This window comes from Maritimimonas sp. 2210JD6-3 (assembly GCF_056591795.1).
Genome location: NZ_JBWQOJ010000006.1, coordinates 41,483 through 61,704, shown reverse-complemented (window position 1 = coordinate 61,704; position 20,222 = coordinate 41,483). Strand labels below are relative to the sequence as shown.

17 protein-coding genes are annotated in these 20,222 nt (G+C 34.2%); 8 read left to right on the top strand and 9 right to left on the bottom strand.

Features of this window, described 5'->3' with window-relative positions; all coding sequences use genetic code 11:
• Positions 1-80: 80 nt before the first annotated feature.
• From trpD to AC1EUY_RS04620, 8 genes are all read right to left on the bottom strand, one after another.
• The gene (gene trpD / locus AC1EUY_RS04655; protein WP_480194343.1) at positions 81-1,076 is read right to left on the bottom strand and encodes an anthranilate phosphoribosyltransferase; all 996 of its coding nucleotides are present in this window, start codon (positions 1,074-1,076) and stop codon (positions 81-83) included.
• A 19-nt stretch (positions 1,077-1,095) separates the two neighbouring features.
• A complete protein-coding gene (locus AC1EUY_RS04650; RefSeq protein ID WP_480194342.1) occupies positions 1,096-1,455 on the bottom strand; it encodes a four helix bundle protein in 360 nt (119 codons plus the stop codon).
• A gap of 31 nt (positions 1,456-1,486) precedes the next feature.
• Positions 1,487-2,053, bottom strand: coding sequence for an anthranilate synthase component II (locus AC1EUY_RS04645; protein ID WP_480194341.1), 567 nt, complete (start codon positions 2,051-2,053; stop codon positions 1,487-1,489).
• 87 nt (positions 2,054-2,140) lie between these two features.
• Entirely contained in the window at positions 2,141-3,541 is a 1,401-nt protein-coding gene (locus AC1EUY_RS04640; protein WP_480194340.1) for an anthranilate synthase component I family protein, read from the bottom strand.
• Between the two features lie 202 nt (positions 3,542-3,743).
• Positions 3,744-4,721 (bottom strand): hypothetical protein, encoded by a 978-nt coding sequence (locus AC1EUY_RS04635; RefSeq protein ID WP_480194339.1) that lies wholly within the window; start codon positions 4,719-4,721, stop codon positions 3,744-3,746.
• A gap of 10 nt (positions 4,722-4,731) precedes the next feature.
• Positions 4,732-5,661 carry a T9SS type A sorting domain-containing protein gene (locus AC1EUY_RS04630; protein WP_480194338.1) on the bottom strand — a complete coding sequence of 310 codons (930 nt, stop codon included), beginning with the start codon at positions 5,659-5,661 and terminating at the stop codon, positions 4,732-4,734.
• Positions 5,662-5,710: 49 nt separating this feature from the next.
• Positions 5,711-5,968 (bottom strand): SemiSWEET family sugar transporter, encoded by a 258-nt coding sequence (locus AC1EUY_RS04625; protein ID WP_480194337.1) that lies wholly within the window; start codon positions 5,966-5,968, stop codon positions 5,711-5,713.
• On the bottom strand, positions 5,968-9,090 hold the full coding sequence (locus AC1EUY_RS04620; protein ID WP_480194336.1) for a leucine--tRNA ligase: 3,123 nt from the start codon (positions 9,088-9,090) through the stop codon (positions 5,968-5,970). Before AC1EUY_RS04620 ends, AC1EUY_RS04625 begins: the two co-directional genes overlap by 1 nt.
• Before the next feature lie 217 nt (positions 9,091-9,307).
• On the opposite strand from AC1EUY_RS04620, the gene AC1EUY_RS04615 reads away from it, so the two are divergent.
• Positions 9,308-10,078 (top strand): patatin-like phospholipase family protein, encoded by a 771-nt coding sequence (locus tag AC1EUY_RS04615; RefSeq protein WP_480194335.1) that lies wholly within the window; start codon positions 9,308-9,310, stop codon positions 10,076-10,078.
• A 45-nt stretch (positions 10,079-10,123) separates the two neighbouring features.
• Entirely contained in the window at positions 10,124-11,737 is a 1,614-nt protein-coding gene (locus AC1EUY_RS04610; protein ID WP_480194334.1) for an amidohydrolase, read from the top strand.
• 3 nt (positions 11,738-11,740) lie between these two features.
• On the opposite strand, the gene AC1EUY_RS04605 is transcribed toward AC1EUY_RS04610, so the two are convergent.
• Positions 11,741-12,322: a DUF2911 domain-containing protein gene (locus AC1EUY_RS04605; RefSeq protein ID WP_480194333.1), complete on the bottom strand. Its 582-nt coding sequence runs from the start codon at positions 12,320-12,322 to the stop codon at positions 11,741-11,743.
• 225 nt (positions 12,323-12,547) lie between these two features.
• Between AC1EUY_RS04605 and asnB the strand changes: the two genes are divergently transcribed.
• The 6 genes from asnB (at position 12,548) to mdh (ending at position 20,221) form a co-directional block, all read left to right on the top strand.
• On the top strand, positions 12,548-14,212 hold the full coding sequence (gene asnB, locus AC1EUY_RS04600) for an asparagine synthase B (RefSeq protein WP_480194332.1): 1,665 nt from the start codon (positions 12,548-12,550) through the stop codon (positions 14,210-14,212).
• 131 nt (positions 14,213-14,343) lie between these two features.
• Positions 14,344-15,018: a response regulator transcription factor gene (locus tag AC1EUY_RS04595; RefSeq protein WP_480194331.1), complete on the top strand. Its 675-nt coding sequence runs from the start codon at positions 14,344-14,346 to the stop codon at positions 15,016-15,018.
• Between the two features lie 24 nt (positions 15,019-15,042).
• Positions 15,043-16,308, top strand: a complete 1,266-nt coding sequence (locus AC1EUY_RS04590) for a sensor histidine kinase (RefSeq protein ID WP_480194330.1) — start codon at positions 15,043-15,045, stop codon at positions 16,306-16,308.
• 431 nt (positions 16,309-16,739) lie between these two features.
• Positions 16,740-17,072, top strand: coding sequence for a hypothetical protein (locus tag AC1EUY_RS04585; RefSeq protein ID WP_480194329.1), 333 nt, complete (start codon positions 16,740-16,742; stop codon positions 17,070-17,072).
• Between the two features lie 249 nt (positions 17,073-17,321).
• Complete coding sequence (gene gyrB / locus AC1EUY_RS04580) at positions 17,322-19,262, top strand: DNA topoisomerase (ATP-hydrolyzing) subunit B (RefSeq protein ID WP_480194328.1); 1,941 nt, start codon at positions 17,322-17,324, stop codon at positions 19,260-19,262.
• Positions 19,263-19,294: 32 nt separating this feature from the next.
• Positions 19,295-20,221 (top strand): malate dehydrogenase, encoded by a 927-nt coding sequence (gene mdh, locus AC1EUY_RS04575; RefSeq protein ID WP_480194327.1) that lies wholly within the window; start codon positions 19,295-19,297, stop codon positions 20,219-20,221.
• Position 20,222 lies beyond the last annotated feature (1 nt).

Sequence of the window (20,222 nt, the reverse complement as noted above, 5' to 3'; positions counted from 1 at the left end):
TCAAAACTTGTTTTGTCATCCTGAACTTGATTCAGGATCTCATCATTATTATGTGATGCTGAAATAAATCTAGCATGACGCTAAGCATCACTCAAAGTTATTAACTTTTCTAACTTCTGTTGTGCCTTACCTGATAGTAAGGACTCTTTTGCTAGTTCAAATCCTTCTTTTGGTTGCAATCCTTTTACTGTTGCAATCGCCATTCCAGCATTTGCTGATACCACATTGTGTTGCGCCTCAGTACCATTTCCTGAAATAACTTTCATAAAAATAGCTGCTGATTCTTTCACAGAATTACCACCAAAAATATCCTGTTGACGGATAGTTTTTACGCCGAAATCCTCTGGAGATAACATATCTTCAGAATGATTAGAAATCATTTTAGTATTCCCCGTCAGCGAAATCTCATCATATCCATCCAATGCATGTAACACTGTAAAATTTTTGTTAGATTTTTGATATAAATATCCATACAATCGTGCCAATTCCAAACTAAAAACACCTACCAATTGATTTTTCGGAAAGGCAGGGTTCACCATCGGGCCTAACATATTGAAAAAAGTTTTTACGCCTAATTCTCTACGGATAGGTGCGACATTTTTCATAGCTGGATGAAATAAAGGTGCATGCAGTACACAGATACCTGCTTCATCCAAACATTTCTTTAAAAAGTCACTCTCATTACTGAATTTAATACCCAAATGCTCCATCACATTACTAGATCCAGAAATCGATGATACTCCATAATTACCATGTTTAGTCACATGAATGCCAGCACCAGCCGCTACAAAAGAGGATAGTGTAGAAATGTTAAATGTGTTCTTTCCATCGCCTCCTGTACCACATAGATCTATGGTATTATAATCTGAAACATCGAGTGGAATACATAACTCTAACAACGCATCTCGAAAACCTTCTAATTCTTCTACTGTAATGGTTCGCATCATATAAACCGTTAAAAAAGAAGCGATTTGACTTTGATTGTATTCACCTTTTGAGATGTTTACTAACACAGTTCTAGCCTCTTCTCTAGAAATGGTTTCATGATTGATCAATCTGTTTAATAATTTTTTCATAGATAATAGATTTGAGACATTAGATATTAGAGAATTTTTTAATTAAAGTATAGTTCATCTTTTGTACCTCATTTATCATTTCAAAAACTTCTCTGCAATCTTCTCCATCCAAATACCCTATTATTCTGATGGCTAATAATAATTGAGTTGACAATTCATTTGATGAACCATTTGCAATTCCCAAAAAATTTCTAAATTCTTTATTAGAATTTCGTCCCGCTCCTTCTGCGATGTTTGAAGGTATAGAAACTGCACTTCGTTGAATTTGACTTATTAATCCATATTTTTCTTCTTTAGGAAAAGAAGAAGTAATCTTATAAATTCGTTCAACCAAATCCATAGATTTCTGCCAAACCTTTAATTCTTTATAATTATTCATATTCTAAAATCTCATTTCTTATATCTATTGTCTAGCTCTCAATCCAGTTTTTTAATATTTGTTTTCCATTAGGTGTTAAAACCGACTCAGGATGATACTGTACTCCTTTAACATCATATTCTTTATGACGCAAGGACATTATTTGTCCGTTTTCATCAAATGACGTAGCTTCTAGACTCTCGGGTAAATTTGTATCGACTACCCAAGAATGATAGCGCCCAACAGGAAATTCTTTTTCCAAACCTTTAAACAAAATCTCGTCATCTACCGTTACCTTAACGTTGGTTGCCACTCCATGATACACAGTGTCTAAATTTGAAATACTTCCTCCAAATACTTCACCTATGGCCTGTTGCCCTAAACATACACCTAGTATGCTTTTTGTAGAAGCATACTTCTCTATAATCGGTTTTAACAAACCTGCTTCATCGGGTATGCCAGGTCCAGGAGACAGTACTATTTTTTCAAACTCATTAACTTCTTCTAAGGTTAATTTATCATTTCGTTTTACCACCACCTCACAATCTAAATCTTCTAAATAATGAACAAGATTATACGTAAAACTATCGTAGTTATCGATTACTAATATTTTTTTCATTTTATTACTTTTCGTCATTGTGAGGCTTTAAGCCATGGCAATCTGTTAATGTGAGATTACTTCGTCATTTTATTCCTCGTAATGACGTTACTTTATTCTTTCTGCGGCTTCTAATGCTTTTGTTAAAGCACCTAATTTGTTATATACTTCTTGCAACTCATGCTCAGGGTTCGATTTTGAAACCAACCCAGCACCAGCCTGCCAATGCAATGTGTGATTTTTACTCAAAAAAGTTCGAATCATAATGGCATGATTAAAATTACCTTCAAAATCCATAAAGCCTATGGCGCCACCATAGAATTCTCTGCTCGTTTTTTCATATTTTTCAATAAGCTGCATCGCCATATGCTTTGGAGCGCCACTCAAGGTACCTGCCGGAAAGGTATCTGCGACTACTTGCATGGTTGAATTTTTCTCGTGCTTTTTACCAGTAACCTTACTCACTAGATGAATAACATGAGAGAAAAATTGTACTTCACGATAGCGATCTACAGTAACTTCAGAGCCGTGACGACTTAGATCATTTCGTGCTAAATCTACCAACATCACATGTTCAGCATTTTCCTTTTCATCAACGGCCAATTGTTTTGCCAATTCAGCATCTTTTAAATCATCTCCTGTACGTTTAAAGGTTCCTGCGATAGGATGAATTTCAGCTATTCCTTTATTTACTACTAGTTGCGCTTCTGGGGAACTTCCAAAAATTTTAAAATCACCAAAATCGAAAAAGAACAAATAGGGTGAAGGATTTATGGTTCTTAATGCCCTGTACACATTAAACTCATCTCCTTTAAATTTTTGCGAGAATTTTTTCGATAAAACCAATTGAAATACATCTCCTCTGGCACAATGTTTTTTCGCCAAGTCAACATGTTCTTTGTATTCACCATCTGTAAGATTAGAAACTATTTCGCCATCTGTTGAAAAATCAAACGTTGCATAATTCTTCGCTTTTAGTAACTGATGAATTTCATCTACATTGTGATTGCCATCAAAGCTATTAGAGAAAACATAGGCTACATTTTCAAAATTACTAATCGCAATGATATTCTGATAAACGGCATAGTACATATCTGGAATTCTGAGTGAAGCCTCTTTTTTTGAAATCTCAATATCTTCAAAATAGCGAACCGCATCATAAGCTGTATATCCAAAAATTCCATTGCTAATAAACTTAAATTTTTCTTTTAGATCAACACTAAACTTTCGTGAAAAATCATGAAAAAGGGCTGGTACATTTGTTTCTTTGGTTATATTAACCTTCTTATTGATTCCGTCGGGAAATGTTTGTACCACATGTTCATCAGCCACTTTTATAGAGGCTATTGTATTAAAACAAACATACGAGAAGCTGTTATCGGTAGCGCGATAATCGCTATTTTCTAGTAAAATACTATTAGGAAACTGATCTCGCACTTTTAGATAGATACTTACAGGCGTAATCGTATCGGCTATAATTTTTTTATAATGTGTTTTTAATGTGTACATATTCTCAATTAAAAAAAGGCTTGTCGTGAATGACAAGCCTTTTTGATATTATTAGTTTAAATATACGCAGGTGTTACTTCACGAAGTTTACATTTCGAAAGTTCCACCACCATGTATAATTTAAAATTGATCTCATTGTTATGACAAATGTAAAAACTTTTTCTAGTTATACAAATAAAAATGAATTTAAAAAGTTATCAAATTAAGGCGCTAATTGTACCTGTTTCCATTCGGTACCATTGTGAAAATACAAATTTCCATCGGTATCAGCATACAAATCACCTAGTGCACCATTAGCTGGTGGGTCATTCTGAGGTTCTAAACGCATAGCTTCACTAACATGTAACTTTCTTTGTGGCGCAAAAATACCTGCACCTATATTTCCGAAAAAGTACGAATCAGCGCTTGAAGCGGAAAATATTGAAAAATTTTCGTTAGTTCCTTGATTAAATCCGTTACCAATAAATAATGCATAACTATTCGCTACAGTACCAGTACCTCCATAAGAAATAAAGTTACCTAAAAGTGTTGTAATAGCTCCATCGTTATCTACTATTGAAGAGTTTATGTAAGCAGTGCCAATAGAACCACCTGATGCATTATTTAGATCTGAACGTTCTACTTCGGCAGTAGTAATTGATCCTGTTGAAGAATTATCTATAGTATTCCAAGATCCAATTCCATAATTAATAGTTCCTGTACCTGCATTTATTACATCAAAAATGGCTCCATAAGTTGATGTGCTATTTCCAGTACCTTCATATTGTGCAACGAATCTTGCTAAGTTATTTTGTGAATCAGCAGTTGTGCTATTTTCTACAAATAATTTATGCACTGAAGAAAAATTATTTCTCCCTATACCAACTCTACCGTCGTAAAAAGCTATATCTGAAGTAGCCCCATCTATAAACTTCCCAGTTCCTCCAGTTGCATTCATCCAGGCGACACCATTATACAACCAAATTGTATTAGTATCTGTATCATATACTTGTAATCCTAATGCGGGCGTCGCAATTGCTTCTCTTTGAGTTGTTGTCATCCTTGGAATTAACACCCCTTGGCTAGTGGAGGTCATATCTAATACTGCAGAAGCATCAGGTGAAGTCGTTCCTATACCAATTTGTGCAAACCCTAATGAAGATATAGCCAACGTTATAAGTACTAGTATTTTTTTTTTCATAGTATGTAGATTATTCTAAAATTAATTTTTTAACACCTTGTTTACCCTCATGGATAAACTTCAAAAAATATATACCACTTTTCACACTTGTTCTATCTAAAGAACCAACACCATTGAAGGTAATTATACCTTTGTAATTTTTTATTCGTTTCCCCGTAACGTCATATAAAACAGCATCTAAATTAGAAATATCATTCTGAAATGAAAATCTAATCTCTTGCTCTTGAACTGGATTAGAAAATATTGTGATACCATTCGTTATAAACAAATCATCTACTCCCAATACTACTTGGTTATCAATACCAAAACTAAATTGAGTATAAGTATCAAGGTTTACAGGGTTACTTGTATCACTTTTTACAGTACCATCAGATAAATTTCCAGTAACTGTATTTGTTTGTGTGGCACTTACTAAATTCCAAGTACCGCTATTATAACCAACAATAGCTACAGAATTCAAGACACCACCATTATTATTGACTAAATCTGTAATATTGCTACTAGTATTCCATGGAAGTGTAATTACAGCATTTCCTTTTAATTCCCAATATTCAATATCAGAAACGGCATTAACATTTGTACCATTTGTACCCGATGTCGGTGCAGCATTAAAATATGTAGCAAAAATATCACCTGTATGATCTGCCTCTACAGGGGCATATATTCCATTATTACCTATAGGTAGTTTTGTTATTCCTGTACCTAATGCTGATACTTCACCTTTAACATACTCGGTATTATTTCCCCAATTACTCCCCGCTTCTAGAGAAAATTTACCTGTACCTCCGATAGTAACTAGTGTATTACTGGTGGTAAACGCTAAGTCCTTTTTCAAGTAGAGTTCAGCCCCATTACCTATAAATAATTCTTGCGATAATGAAAATTGAAAAACACCAATAATAAAAAAACAACAAATAAAAATTGACCTGATTGATTTCATAACAATCAAATTTAATAAAAAGCCTTGAAATTAGATGACTCTATTAAAATTATTTATCTCTTAACTTATAATAAACTATCATTCCTACTAATAAAATACTTACCGAGTTTGCTAACTTAATAGACAAGCTATGTATTAATATACCATAGATAAGCCATAATATTAAGCCCATAAACATAATTAAATACATAGTTAACGAAACTTCTTTAGCCGATTTTCTCTTATATATTTTATAAGCTTGAGGCGCAAAAGATGCTGTTGTACAAATTGCAGCTGCGATACCTATTATTTCATAATTAAAAGCCATTAGCCTACTATATTTACAATTTTACCAGGTACTACAATAACTTTTTTAGGTTCTCGGCCTTGTAACTGTGCTTGTGTTTTTTCATGTGTCATTACTGCTTCTTCAATTTGTTCTTTACTAAAATCTAAAGAAAGCTCTAACGTAAAACGCATTTTACCATTGAAAGAGATCGGATAATTTTTGGTGCTTTCTACCAAATGACTCGCTTCAAACTTTGGAAATTGTGCAAAAGCAATAGAATCTTCATGCCCTAACTTATTCCATAACTCTTCGGCAATATGGGGTGCATACGGAGAAATTAAGATCAATAAGGGCTCTAAAATCGCTCTACTCGAACATTTTTGGGCAGTCAACTCATTTACAGCGATCATAAACGTAGATACCGACGTATTAAAAGAGAAGTTCTCAATATCTTCCTCTACTTTTTTAATGGTTTTATGTAATGTCTTTAAGTTGTTTTTTGTAGGTTGGTCATCGCTTACGCGGAAGGTATCACCTTCGTGATAGAGCTTCCATAATTTTTTTAAGAAACCATGTACACCTGTAATACCAGCCGTGTTCCAAGGTTTTGATTGCTCTAACGGCCCTAAGAACATTTCGTATAAGCGTAAACTGTCCGCTCCATATAGTTGACAAATGGCATCAGGATTCACTACATTGTATTTAGACTTCGACATTTTTTCAACCTCACGACCTACGATATATTTACCATCTTCTAAAATGAATTCAGCATCTTTATATTCTGGTCTCCAATTTTTAAAGGCTTCAATATCTAACTCATCTGAAGAATTTACCATAGACACATCGGCGTGTATTGGTAAAAAATCAAACTTAGAAAAATTCACTTTCCATTTATCATCAGAACTTGCTAATTCATATTTTTTTATTTGATTTTGAAGTTTTTCAGGAATATCTATTTCTTCTTCTCTTTCGTATCTTTCTTTTAAATTTTTAGATATTATAGCATAAATAGCTCCTGTTTCAAATCCTTTTTCTAAAATATCTCCGTTTTCATCAATAAATTCTGCAAAATATTTTGGAATTAACTTATAAACAAAAGCACTCGTCCCCGTAATCATTCCTTGATTAATTAGTTTTTTAGCAAACTCTTCTTTGGGCACCAAGCCTTTATCGAACATAAATTTTTGCCAAAAACGAGAATATAATAAATGCCCAGTAGCATGCTCCACACCACCAATATATAAGTCAACATCTTGCCAATAGTTAATCGCTTCTTGCGAAAAAATTTCTTGATCATTCTGCGGATCCATATAGCGATTAAAGTACTGCGAACTCCCAGCCCAGCCCGGCATGGTATTTAACTCTAATGGGTAAATACCGTTGTTTTGTTGAGACTTCTCGACTCCGCTCGAAGTGACAAGTAGATCATTTGAAACTACTTTATTTGTATTTGTGTCCCAAGCCCAAACATCGGCATTTCCTAAGGGTGGTCGCCCATCTTCTGTAGGTAAGTATTTTTCTACCTCAGGTAATACAATAGGCAAATGCTCTGGATTAATCATTTGGGGCATTCCATCTTTATAATATACTGGAAAGGGTTCTCCCCAATATCGCTGGCGACTAAATACCGCATCGCGCAAACGATAGTTTATTTTTCCTTGCCCTTGCCCTATTTGTTCTAGCTCATAAATGGCACGTTTAGTTGCTTTTTTATAATTCAATCCATTTAAAAAATCTGAGTTTGCAATAATGGTAGTTGACTTATCTGTAAACGCTTCTTCAGAAATATCTATACCTTCAAAAATGTTTGGTATCGGTATATCAAAATGTTTTGCAAAAGCATAATCGCGTTCATCACCACAAGGCACTGCCATTACGGCTCCTGTACCATAGCCTGCCAAGACATAATCCCCGATCCAAATTTGCACTTTCTCTTTTGTAAAAGGATGTAAGGCATACGCTCCTGTAAAGACACCCGAAATGGTTTTTACATCGGCCATTCGGTCCCGCTCACTACGTTTTGCAGTAGCTTCGACATAAGAATCAACCGCTTCTTTTTGTTCTGGAGTTACAATTTTCGACACTAACTCATGTTCTGGTGCCAACGTCATAAAACTCACCCCAAAAATAGTATCGGGTCGCGTAGTAAATACATCGATCTTATAAGGATGGGATTCCGAATCAAGTTCGGAATGACGGTCGCCTTCGTCATTACGAGGAGTTTGCGACGAAGTAATCTCATTGTAAGAAAAAGATTGCTTCTCCCGAATACTCGGGGTCGCAATGACGTTAAAAGTCACCATCGCTCCTTCTGATCGACCAATCCAATTACGTTGAATATCTTTTAAGGGTTGCGGCCAATCAATCGTATTTAATCCATCCAATAAGCGTTGTGCATAGGCAGAAATACGCATGCTCCATTGCTTCATTTTCTTACGAATCACAGGATGACCCCCGCGTTCTGAAACCCCATTTACAATTTCGTCATTGGCCAATACCGTACCCAAAGCAGGACACCAGTTTACTTCAGTTTCCGATAAAAATGTTAATCTATATTTTAGCAAGACCTCTTGCTTTTTAACCTTAGAAAAGGCATTCCATTCATCAGCTGAAAAAAGTTCAATATCATCATCCGCAGCAGCGGCAACCTGAGTATTTCCATCTTTTTCAAATGCGGAGACCAACGATGAAATATCCTCAGCCTTGTCGGCATCTTTATTATACCACGAATTAAAGAGTTGAATAAAAATCCACTGCGTCCATTTATAATAGCTCGGATCAGAGGTACGTACTTCTCTACTCCAATCAAATGAAAAACCCAATTGGTCTAATTGGCGACGATACGTTTTAATATTTGCTTCGGTTGTTATCGCAGGGTGCTGCCCAGTTTGAATCGCATATTGTTCGGCAGGCAATCCAAACGAATCATACCCTTGCGGATGTAATACATTAAATCCTTTATGGCGCTTATAACGGGCATAGATATCACTCGCAATATACCCTAGCGGATGGCCAACATGTAATCCTGCTCCCGAAGGATAAGGAAACATATCTAACACATAATATTTTGGTTTATCAGAATTATTCTCTGCCTTAAACGTTTGATTCTTTGCCCAGTAGTCTTGCCACTTTTGCTCTATCTCATTAAAATGGTAGCTCATAATCTATCTTTTCGTGTCATTACAAGGAGTAAAATGGTGTAGTAATCTATTTTAATGAGATTGCCACAGTAAATTCTTAATTTGCTTCGCAATGACGTACTTTTTACGAAGTGGCAAAGTTACATTTTATATGTAACATTATGAAGTTAATTACACTTATAAAGTAGCACTTTAACCGTGATATTTTTTAACTTTGAATTATAAAAATTGTAGATCTGTGAACAATGATTTAGGTTTGGTGCTTTCTGGTGGTGGTGTAAGAGCCATGGCTCATATTGGTTTTATAAAAGTGTTACTAGAAAACAATATAAGACCTAATAGAATTTCGGGCACAAGTGCTGGTGCAATGATTGCAAGTTTATATGCTGGCGGTTATACTCCCGAAGAAATGCTCTCTTTTTTTAAAGAAACTCCTATTCTTAAATTTTCACATTTCGCTAGAGGCAAACCAGGTTTAATGGATAGCGCAAAATATATATCGTATTTTAGAAAATACTTTCCAGATGACACTTTCGAAAGTTTAAAATATCCGCTCACCATAACAGCAACCAATCTATTAGAAGGTACCTTGACCTTTTTTGATAGCGGCGAACTGATAAAACCCATTGTGGCATCATCTGCACTCCCTCCTATATTTTCACCTTTACAAATTAATAATGAATTATATTGTGATGGTGGTGTTATGAATAATTTCCCAACGGAGCCATTAATTGGAAAATGTGATAGGATTATTGGCAGTTATATTAATCCGGCAGAAAAAATTAACAGAAAAGAAATAAAAACTTCTTTAAAACTTTTGAATCGCGTACATCATTTAGGTTTGGTTGCTAATAATACAGCAAAATACGAACAGTGTAGTTATGTATTTTTACCTAATAATATAAAGAATATTGGTTTTTTAGATTCGAAAGGCATTATGAAAGCTTACCAATTTGGATATGAGTATGCCAAAGCTGAAGAACAGCATATTATTAACGCTTTACAATAAAATTTTTGTAAACCTTACCTTTGTAAAACTTTAAACCAATGTATCATGAAAAAACTTGCTTTTCTATTTCTTCTTGTAGGGCTTGCTTGCAACCCAAAAGAGAAGGCTGATCTATTAGTTATTAACGGAACTATCTATACGGTCAACGACAATTTCGCTAAAGCGGAAGCTTTTGCTGTAAAAGATGGAAAAATAGTTGCTACAGGAAGTACTGATGAAATTCAGAAAAAATATACAACTCTTAAAACACTCGATGCTGAAGGGAAAGCGGTTTTCCCTGGATTTATCGATGCGCATTGTCATTTTTATGGATTGGGCATGCAGCAGCAAAAAGTTGATCTTACCGGGACCAAAAGTTATGATGAAGTACTGCAAAGGCTAGTTGACTTTCAAAAGGAGAAAAATGTGCAATATATAACAGGTAGAGGCTGGGACCAAAACGATTGGGAAGTTAAAGAGTTTCCTACCAAAGAAAAGCTAGACGCACTATTTCCTGATACACCTGTTGCAATCACGAGAGTTGACGGACATGCCTTATTAGCAAATCAAAAAGCTATAGATATGGCAGGTGTTACCACAGAAACAACATTTTCAGGAGGTGATATCTTAAAAAAAGATGGAACACTAACAGGAATTTTTATCGATAGACCTATGCGTTTAATTACTTCAAAAATTCCGCAACCAACTACGAAAGAAAATATTCAAGGTTTAAAAGATGCCGAAAAAATTTGCTTTGGTCTAGGCCTTACTACGGTTGACGATGCTGGGCTCTCAAGAGAGACTATAGAACTTATTGATAGTTTACAAAAGACTGGTGATTTGAAAATGCGTGTGTATGCAATGGCTTCCGCATATCCAGAAAATTTAGATTATTATTTAAATAAGGGCATTAGTAAAACCGATCGTTTAAACGTGCGTGCTTTTAAAGTCTATGGTGACGGAGCTTTGGGATCTCGTGGTGCGGCAATGCGTGCACCTTACAGTGATAAGCCAAATCACTTTGGTGCTTTGGTAAGTACGGTAGATTTTCTCGAAAATACAGCTGAACGAATCGCTAATTCTGAGTTTCAAATGAATACCCATGCCATTGGTGATTCTGCAAATCACTTTTTATTAGAAACGTATAAACGTGTTTTAAAAGATAAAAAAGACAGACGCTGGAAAATTGAGCATGCTCAAATTGTGTCTCCAGAAGATTTTGACGCTTTTAAAAATATTCTTCCTTCAGTACAACCTACACATGCTACCAGCGATATGTATTGGGCAGAAGATCGTGTAGGAGTCGAGAGAATAAAAGGTGGATATGCCTATAAAGATCTTTTAAAACAATACGGTAAGATAGCATTAGGCACCGATTTTCCAGTCGAAAAAGTAAGTCCGTTTTTAACATTTTATGCTGCTGTGGCACGAAAAGATTTGAATAATTATCCAAAAGATGGTTATCAAATAAATAATGCTTTGTCAAGAGAAGAAACATTAAAAGGCATGACTATTTGGGCGGCCTATTCTAATTTTGAAGAAAGCGAAAAAGGGAGTATTGAAGTTGGTAAATTTGCAGACTTTGTTGTACTAGATCAAGATATAATGACCATTGCTATTGATAAAGTTCCTAGTACAGAAGTATTAGAAACCTTTGTGAATGGAGAAAAAGTGAATTAAAATTTATTCTGCTTTATTGTAAGCCAGTTCAGTTGTCTTTTGTTCGAATTGTAGTGGCACTTTTACTCGGGTAGCATCCCAACCCAATACCATTTCAATTGAATCAAGTTGCTTTTTAAAGGCAATAGAAAATGTTTCTAAGGTCTCGCCTCTCTTTACTGGAACACTAATTTCTGCTACATTAAAAGTAGGATTATACTGAAACGCTCCCCATGTATCTAATTGCGAACTTAAAATTACTTTCCAATATTTTTCTCCTGGTATTGTTAATAAAGTATAGGTACCTGCCTTTACGGTTTGATTGCCAAACTTTACATTTTTATAGAACTTTACTTCGGTAGCTTCATTATAACCCGTTCTCCATATTTCTCCATAAGGAATCTGATCTCCAAAGACTTTTTCTTTGCTTTTCGAAGGCCTTCCATAAAGCACTTTTACTAAAGGCTTGGTAACTCTACTTTCACGATAATATGAAATATCATGAGGCACTTTATCTAAAGTATTAAAACTTTGTGAAGTTATCTCGAAAGAACATAAGAAAACAAACAAAAATGTAGCGACGAATACAATGTACGTTTTTACCATAAATAACCCTGTTGAGTATTCATAACGTTAAAACCGATTCTTTTAGTATATACTTTTTACTAAAGTTTACATCTGTCAAAAATGATTAAAAAATTTATAGTAAATATTACATTTTATCATTTTTTAATGAATTAAAATAACATATTGAAACTAATATAAACTTTTTAGTTTACATATTATAATATATGAATCATATTTGCATCATAACAAAAACAAAGAACTATTATGTGTGGAATTGTATGTGCGTTTGATTTGAAGCAAGAGGCAGAGACGTTGAGACCTCAGCTATTAGAAATGTCGAAGAAAATTCGTCACCGTGGGCCAGATTGGAGCGGTATTTATAGCAGTGAAAAAGCGATTTTAGCCCATGAGCGATTAGCAATTGTTGATCCGGCATCGGGTAAACAACCCTTATTTAGTGACGATAAAAAGTTGGTATTAGCTGCTAATGGTGAAATTTACAATCATAGAGAAATCCGTAAAGATTTTGAAAGTAGTTATAGTTTTCAAACCCAGTCTGATTGTGAAGTTATACTAGCCTTATATAAAGAAAAGGGTGCTGACTTTTTAGATGACCTTAACGGAATTTTTGGTTTTGCTCTTTATGATGTAGAGAATGATGCGTATTTAATTGCGCGTGATCATATGGGTATTATACCTTTATACATAGGATGGGATAAATTCGGTAGTTTTTATGTTGCTTCAGAATTAAAAGCCTTAGAGGGCGTGTGTAACAAAATTGAAATTTTTCCTCCAGGACACTACTTATATAGTAAAAATGGTGAGCTAAAAAAGTGGTACACTCGTGATTGGATGGAGTATAAAGCTGTAAAAGAAAACCAAACCAGTATCGATGAATTACATGACGCTTTAGATGCCGCTGTACACCGTCAATTGATGTCTGATGTTCCTTATGGGGTATTACTTTCTGGAGGACTCGATTCAAGCATTACATCCGCCATAGCGAAAAAATACGCAGCCAAGAGGATAGAATCAGGCGATACAAAAGAAGCTTGGTATCCTCAATTACATTCATTTTCAATTGGTTTAGAAGGTTCTCCTGATTTAGCTGCTGCACAGAAAGTAGCTGACCATATTGGTACGATTCACCATGAAATCACCTTTACAGTTCAGGAAGGATTAGACGCTATTAAAGATGTAATCTATCAATTAGAAACCTATGATATTACCACAGTAAGAGCCTCTACACCTATGTATTTAATGGCGAGAGTGATTAAATCTATGGGTATAAAAATGGTATTGTCTGGTGAAGGCGCCGATGAGATATTTGGCGGATACTTATATTTCCACAAAGCACCAAACGCAGAAGAATTTCATAAAGAGACTGTACGTAAGTTAGATAAATTGTATCAATATGATTGTTTACGCGCCAATAAAAGTTTAATGGCATGGGGTATTGAAGGTCGTGTTCCTTTCCTAGATAAAGAATTTATGGATGTGGCCATGCGCATCAATCCTCAAGATAAAATGATTAATGGTGAACGTATGGAAAAATGGGTGCTACGCAAAGCTTTTGAAAACTATTTACCTGAATCTGTAGCTTGGAGGCAAAAAGAACAATTTAGCGACGGTGTTGGTTATAACTGGATTGATTCTCTTAAAGAGCTTGTTGAAACCGAAGTGAGTGATGAAATGATGTTCAATGCAGCTTTCCGTTTTCCAAAACAAACGCCAGCCACTAAAGAAGAATATTATTACAGAAGTATTTTTGAAGAACATTTTTCTAGTGAAGCTGCTGCCTTAACCGTACCTTCTGTACCTTCTATCGCCTGTAGTACACCTACGGCTTTAGAATGGGACGAGAGTTTTAAAAATATGAATGAGCCAAGTGGTCGTGCCATCACGATGGTACATGACGATGCTTATTAAATAGTTGTGTTTTTGTTATAAATACGGTTTCGAATTATTTTTGAGGCCGTATTTACTTTTGTTAAATAGTTATATGTAACTTTACGACTCCCTAAAAAACAAGTCATTTTCATTTAAATAAAAACGCCTAGATGAAAATATTAATTGTTGAAGATGAAGTTGAATTACTAGATTCAGTTTCAAGTTACCTCAAAAACGAAGACTATATTTGTGAAGAAGCTTCTACATTTTTCGATGCCGAAGATAAACTCATTAGTTTTAATTACGACGTAGTTGTACTCGATATTAATTTACCAGACGGTAGTGGTATTGATCTATTAAAACTAATCAAAGAAAAAGATTCTAAAATAGGTGTTTTGATAGTTTCTGCTAGAGATTCTTTAGATGATAAGTTAAAAGGATTAGATCTAGGTGCTGATGACTATATAACAAAACCTTTTCATCTTGCAGAATTAAATTCTAGGATTAATTCTTTAATACGTCGTAGAAATTTCGGAGGAAGTGATCTTATAACTTTTAATGAAATTCAAATAGATCCTGCTTCAAAAACCGTTACTATTGATAAAAAACCTATTACATTAACAAAAAAAGAATACAACCTGTTACTGTACTTCATTTCAAATAAAAACAAGGTTGTTACGAAAGAATCGATTGCCGAACATTTATGGGGTGACGAAATTGAAATGGCAGATAGTTTTGATTTTATTTATACGCATTTGGGCAATCTTCGAAAAAAAATGAAAAAATACGGCTCAAAAGATTATGTGCAAACGATGTATGGTTTAGGTTATAAATTTTCTGAATAACTTAGCTTTCTATTTTTCATCTAAATGAAGTTAATTCAAAAAACGGGTAGAGATTATTTACTATTATCGATAATTATTTTTCTTGTCGGAGGTATTTTATTGCTTATTACTTTAACAACAGTAATGAACCGACGTTTAGATGAAAAATTACTTTATAATAAAGAAGTGATTGCCAAAGTAATTAAATATGATTCTCCTCTAACAATTTTTGATGAGCCCGAAGAATTAACAAGCGCTGAAAATAAATTATATCCTAAAGATACTATTATATATAAGGATACACTTATTTTTCATGGAATAGATGTAGCAGGAGCTGACGAATATGAAAAATATCGTCAGTTAACAGCTTATGAAACATTACAAGGAAAACGTTATAAAATTGTAACAAGAAATTCATTAGTTAGAAATCAAGATTTTATTACAATAATCACCATAGCAACAGTATTAATTAGTTTGTTGCTACTTACTGGTTTATCATATTTAAATACGCGAATTGCCCAAAGAATTTGGAGTCCGTTTCGTGAAAATTTAAAAACTCTTAAAGACTTTTCAATTCAAGATCAAAAACCTATTGAATTGCAGAAGTCTGATATTGATGAATTCAAAGACCTTAATGAGTCTATAGAAAGTTTAACAGAAAAATTAAGTTCTGATTTTGGCAGTCTAAAGGAATTTACAGAAAATGCTTCACACGAAATGCAAACTCCGCTTGCAATCATGCAATCGAAGGTTGAACTATTACTACAGTCAGAAAATTTAAACAAAGAAGAAAGTGAGCAATTACAATCAATCTATCAAGCAGGAAAACGACTTTCTAAATTAAATAAGACATTACTAACACTTGCCAAGGTTGAGAACAGACAATTTGATAACAAAGAAGAAATAAATCTAACCGAATTTATAGCGAATAAAATTGACGTTTATGAAGATTTTATTTTGCAAAAAAAACTTACTGTAAAGACAAAATTAGAACCAAATACTTTATTAATAACGAATAGTATAGTAATAGATATGTTAATTCGAAATTTACTTTCTAATGCTATCAAACACAACATAGATAATGGTAACATTTACTGCGAACTAAAACCAGAATATTTATTCATTTCTAATAGTGGCGAAGAACCGAACATAGAGCCAAACAGTCTATTTAACCGTTTTAAAAAAGACAGTAATTCTTCTGATTCTTCTGGGTTAGGTTTGGCTATTGTAAAAAAAATATGTGATATCAATCATTGGAAAATTGACTACACCTATTTAGAAAGTCAACATCAAATTATGATACGCTTTTAAATCTTTAGATTTTCTTTAGATTCTTACTGTATGTTTGTGTCATAATAATTGATAAGCTAAATACTGATTGAATTCTTTATTCACTTTTTTTATTTTTCAATTAATGGCATAAGGGGAAAAATTAAAAAACAATCAATCAGATAAAAAGCTAATTCGGTTAATGGCTTGTAGGGTGAAATAGTCTAAGATAACTTCATTGTATTTTAGACTATTTCTTTTAAAAAATTGAAACAACAGAAACTAAAATATTACTCTAAATTTTGTTAATAACAGTATTGTTATTATTATTCTAAAAAACTCGCTTCCCAGCGAGTTTTTTGTTGTATAAATATTAGAATCGTTTACACTTCGTTCAGATTTTCTTTAGATTCAAGTACTACATTTGAAACAACAAACAAAAACTAAATATTAATTTTTAAAAACGATTCATCATGAAAAAATTAAGTGTATTATTTGCGTTAAGCTTTTTTCTTTTAGCAACAACTCTAAGCTTTGCTCAAGAAGCAAAAGAAGAAGTAGTTGAGAAGGTTCAGCAAAAACAAGAGAAAACAGAAGTAGCGGTGGCAGATTTACCTGAAGCTATACAAAAAACATTAAGTGAAACATATGCTGGCTATGAAATTAAAAAAGCGTATAAATTTAAAAAAGATAAGGCTGTTAAATTTTATGCAAAACTAGTTGACAAAGACGGTAAATGGATAAAAGTAAAACTTGATGAAGCTGGTAAAGTACTAGAGCAAAAAGATATAGAAATGAAAGCATAATATTAGGGGTAGTACCATGCATATTTAAATCTATTAAATGCTCATAGTAGGTCTGAGAATTAGCCCGAGTTTTCCTTAAACTTCTGGGCTAATTCTTTTTTATATACATAACACTAACTTTTATCTTCATTTTTATTAATTATTGTTAATAACTTCCCTTATTATGAAACTCAAAAAACATGCTCAAACGGGCGTGTTTTCTTATATTTGTATGTTTTTGAAATTACGTAAAAAAGAGAGAAGAAAAATATGAGCGAAGAGGCTAAAAAAGCGAATTATTCTGCCGATAGTATTCAGGCATTAGAAGGCATGGAGCATGTAAGAATGCGTCCATCAATGTATATAGGTGATGTAGGAATTAGAGGACTTCATCATTTGGTTTATGAAGTGGTAGATAACTCTATAGATGAGGCCATGGCGGGTCATTGTGATACTATAGATGTTTGGATTAACGAAGACAATTCAATTACTGTAAAAGATAACGGTCGTGGTATCCCTGTGGGTATGCACAAAAAAGAAGGTGTTTCTGCCTTACAAGTGGTAATGACCAAGATTGGCGCTGGTGGTAAATTTGATAAAGATTCTTATAAAGTTTCAGGTGGTTTACATGGTGTTGGTGTATCTGTAGTTAATGCACTATCAAATCATTTAAAGGCTACTGTTTATCGTGATGGTAAAATTTGGGAGCAAGAATATGAAAAGGGAAAAACATTATACCCTGTAAAAACTGTTGGTGATTCTAACGAAAATGGAACAACAGTTACTTTTTCACCTGATGACACCATTTTTCAGGCAGAAATAGATTTTAGTTACGAAACCCTATCAACCCGTATGCGGGAGCTCTCCTTTTTAAATAAAGGAATAAAAATTTCTATTACTGATAAACGTGAAAAAGACGATGAAGGTAACTTTATTAGAGAAGATTTTCATAGTACCGAAGGGCTTAAAGAATTTGTTCGCTATCTTGATGCCACACGAGAGCAATTAACATCTGATGTGATTTCTATGGAAGGTGAGAAAAATGGCGTTCCTGTAGAAGTTGCTATGGTATATAATACGTCATATACTGAAAACCTGCACTCATACGTAAATAATATTAATACACATGAAGGAGGAACACATTTATCTGGTTTTAGAAGAGGATTAACAGGTACCTTAAAAAAATATGCTGAGTCTTCAGGAATGCTAGACAAATTAAAGTTTGATATTGCTGGTGACGATTTTCGTGAAGGGCTAACAGCTATTATTTCTGTAAAAGTAGCTGAACCTCAATTTGAAGGGCAAACCAAAACCAAATTAGGAAACAGAGAGGTAACTTCCGCGGTAAGTCAAGCCGTTTCTGAGATGCTGACTAATTATTTAGAAGAAAATCCTAATGATGCTAAAACTATTGTTCAAAAAGTAATTTTAGCTGCACAGGCACGTCATGCTGCACGTAAAGCACGTGAAATGGTACAGCGTAAGACTGTGATGAGCGGTGGCGGCTTACCTGGTAAATTATCAGATTGCGCTTGGAGTGAGCCAGAAAAATGTGAAATCTTTTTAGTTGAGGGTGACTCAGCAGGTGGTACAGCAAAACAAGGCCGTGATCGTAATTTCCAAGCTATTTTACCTTTACGTGGTAAAATTCTAAATGTTGAAAAAGCAATGCAACATAAAGTTTTTGAGAATGAAGAGATCAAAAATATGTTTACAGCTTTAGGTGTTACCATTGGTACCGAAGAAGATAGTAAAGCTTTAAATCTCGAAAAGTTACGCTATCATAAAATTGTCATTATGTGTGATGCCGATGTAGATGGTAGTCACATTGCTACATTGATTTTAACATTCTTCTTTAGATATATGAGAGAGTTAATAGAAGAAGGTTATGTATATATTGCAGCACCTCCACTCTATTTAGTAAAAAAAGGTGCTAAAAAAGAATATGCTTGGAATGATGAGGAGCGTGATGCAATTGTAGAAAAATTTGGCGGTAGTGCTCCTATTCAACGTTATAAGGGTCTCGGTGAAATGAATGCTGAACAGCTATGGGATACAACTATGAATCCTGAATATAGAACCATGCGCCTCGTAACTATAGATAATGGTGTTGAGGCAGATAGAGTTTTCTCTATGCTAATGGGAGATGATGTGCCACCAAGAAGAGAATTTATTGAAAATAATGCCGTATATGCTAATATAGATATATAAAGATTAAATTTTATAAAATAAAAAAGTAATAAATGAAAGTAACAGTAGTAGGTGCAGGTGCCGTTGGGGCGAGTTGTGCAGAATATATAGCAATCAAAGATTTTGCTTCAGAAGTTGTCTTATTAGATATAAAAGAAGGATATGCTGAAGGGAAAGCCATGGATTTAATGCAAACAGCTTCTCTTAACGGATTTGACACGAAGATAGTAGGTACAACAAGTGATTATTCAAAAACTGCTAATTCAGATATTTGTGTGATAACTTCAGGAATTCCGCGTAAGCCTGGTATGACGCGTGAAGAATTAATCGGTATTAATGCAGGTATTGTAAAATCGGTTTCCTCAAGTTTAATTGAGCATTCACCAAACACTATTATTATTGTGGTATCGAATCCTATGGATACGATGACCTACCTAGTACATAAAACAACAGGATTACCAAAAAATAGAATTATTGGTATGGGTGGTGCCCTAGATTCTGCTCGTTTTAAATATCGCTTAGCAGAAGCTTTAGACGCTCCTATATCTGACGTAGATGGTATGGTGATTGGTGGCCATTCAGACAAAGGCATGGTACCTTTAACCCGTATTGCAACACGTAACTCAGTACCAGTTTCAGAATTCATCACACAAGAGAGATTGAATCAAGTAAAAGAAGATACTAAGGTTGGTGGCGCCACACTTACAAAATTGTTAGGTACTTCTGCTTGGTATGCACCTGGCGCGGCAGTTTCTGGTTTAGTGCAAGCTATTGCTTGTGATCAGAAAAAGATTTTTCCATGCTCTACTTTATTAGACGGTGAATATGGATTGTCTGATCTTTGTATCGGAGTTCCTGTGGTATTAGGAAAAAACGGAATTGAAAAAATAGTTGACATCACGCTTGATGATGCTGAAAAAGCACATTTACAAGAGTCGGCTACAGGTGTCAAAAAAACAAACGGATTATTAGAACTATAGT

Excerpts from the sequence above, each read along its gene's own strand:
- trpD (WP_480194343.1), bottom strand. The coding sequence starts at position 1,076 with ATGAAAAAATTATTAAACAGATTGATCAATCATGAAACCATTTCTAGA.
- AC1EUY_RS04650 (WP_480194342.1), bottom strand. The coding sequence starts at position 1,455 with ATGAATAATTATAAAGAATTAAAGGTTTGGCAGAAATCTATGGATTTG.
- AC1EUY_RS04645 (WP_480194341.1), bottom strand. The coding sequence starts at position 2,053 with ATGAAAAAAATATTAGTAATCGATAACTACGATAGTTTTACGTATAAT.
- AC1EUY_RS04640 (WP_480194340.1), bottom strand. The coding sequence starts at position 3,541 with ATGTACACATTAAAAACACATTATAAAAAAATTATAGCCGATACGATT.
- AC1EUY_RS04635 (WP_480194339.1), bottom strand. The coding sequence starts at position 4,721 with ATGAAAAAAAAAATACTAGTACTTATAACGTTGGCTATATCTTCATTA.
- AC1EUY_RS04630 (WP_480194338.1), bottom strand. The coding sequence starts at position 5,661 with ATGAAATCAATCAGGTCAATTTTTATTTGTTGTTTTTTTATTATTGGT.
- AC1EUY_RS04625 (WP_480194337.1), bottom strand. The coding sequence starts at position 5,968 with ATGGCTTTTAATTATGAAATAATAGGTATCGCAGCTGCAATTTGTACA.
- AC1EUY_RS04620 (WP_480194336.1), bottom strand. The coding sequence starts at position 9,090 with ATGAGCTACCATTTTAATGAGATAGAGCAAAAGTGGCAAGACTACTGG.
- AC1EUY_RS04610 (WP_480194334.1), top strand. The coding sequence starts at position 10,124 with ATGAAAAAACTTGCTTTTCTATTTCTTCTTGTAGGGCTTGCTTGCAAC.
- AC1EUY_RS04605 (WP_480194333.1), bottom strand. The coding sequence starts at position 12,322 with ATGGTAAAAACGTACATTGTATTCGTCGCTACATTTTTGTTTGTTTTC.
- asnB (WP_480194332.1), top strand. The coding sequence starts at position 12,548 with ATGTGTGGAATTGTATGTGCGTTTGATTTGAAGCAAGAGGCAGAGACG.
- AC1EUY_RS04595 (WP_480194331.1), top strand. The coding sequence starts at position 14,344 with ATGAAAATATTAATTGTTGAAGATGAAGTTGAATTACTAGATTCAGTT.
- AC1EUY_RS04590 (WP_480194330.1), top strand. The coding sequence starts at position 15,043 with ATGAAGTTAATTCAAAAAACGGGTAGAGATTATTTACTATTATCGATA.
- AC1EUY_RS04585 (WP_480194329.1), top strand. The coding sequence starts at position 16,740 with ATGAAAAAATTAAGTGTATTATTTGCGTTAAGCTTTTTTCTTTTAGCA.
- gyrB (WP_480194328.1), top strand. The coding sequence starts at position 17,322 with ATGAGCGAAGAGGCTAAAAAAGCGAATTATTCTGCCGATAGTATTCAG.
- mdh (WP_480194327.1), top strand. The coding sequence starts at position 19,295 with ATGAAAGTAACAGTAGTAGGTGCAGGTGCCGTTGGGGCGAGTTGTGCA.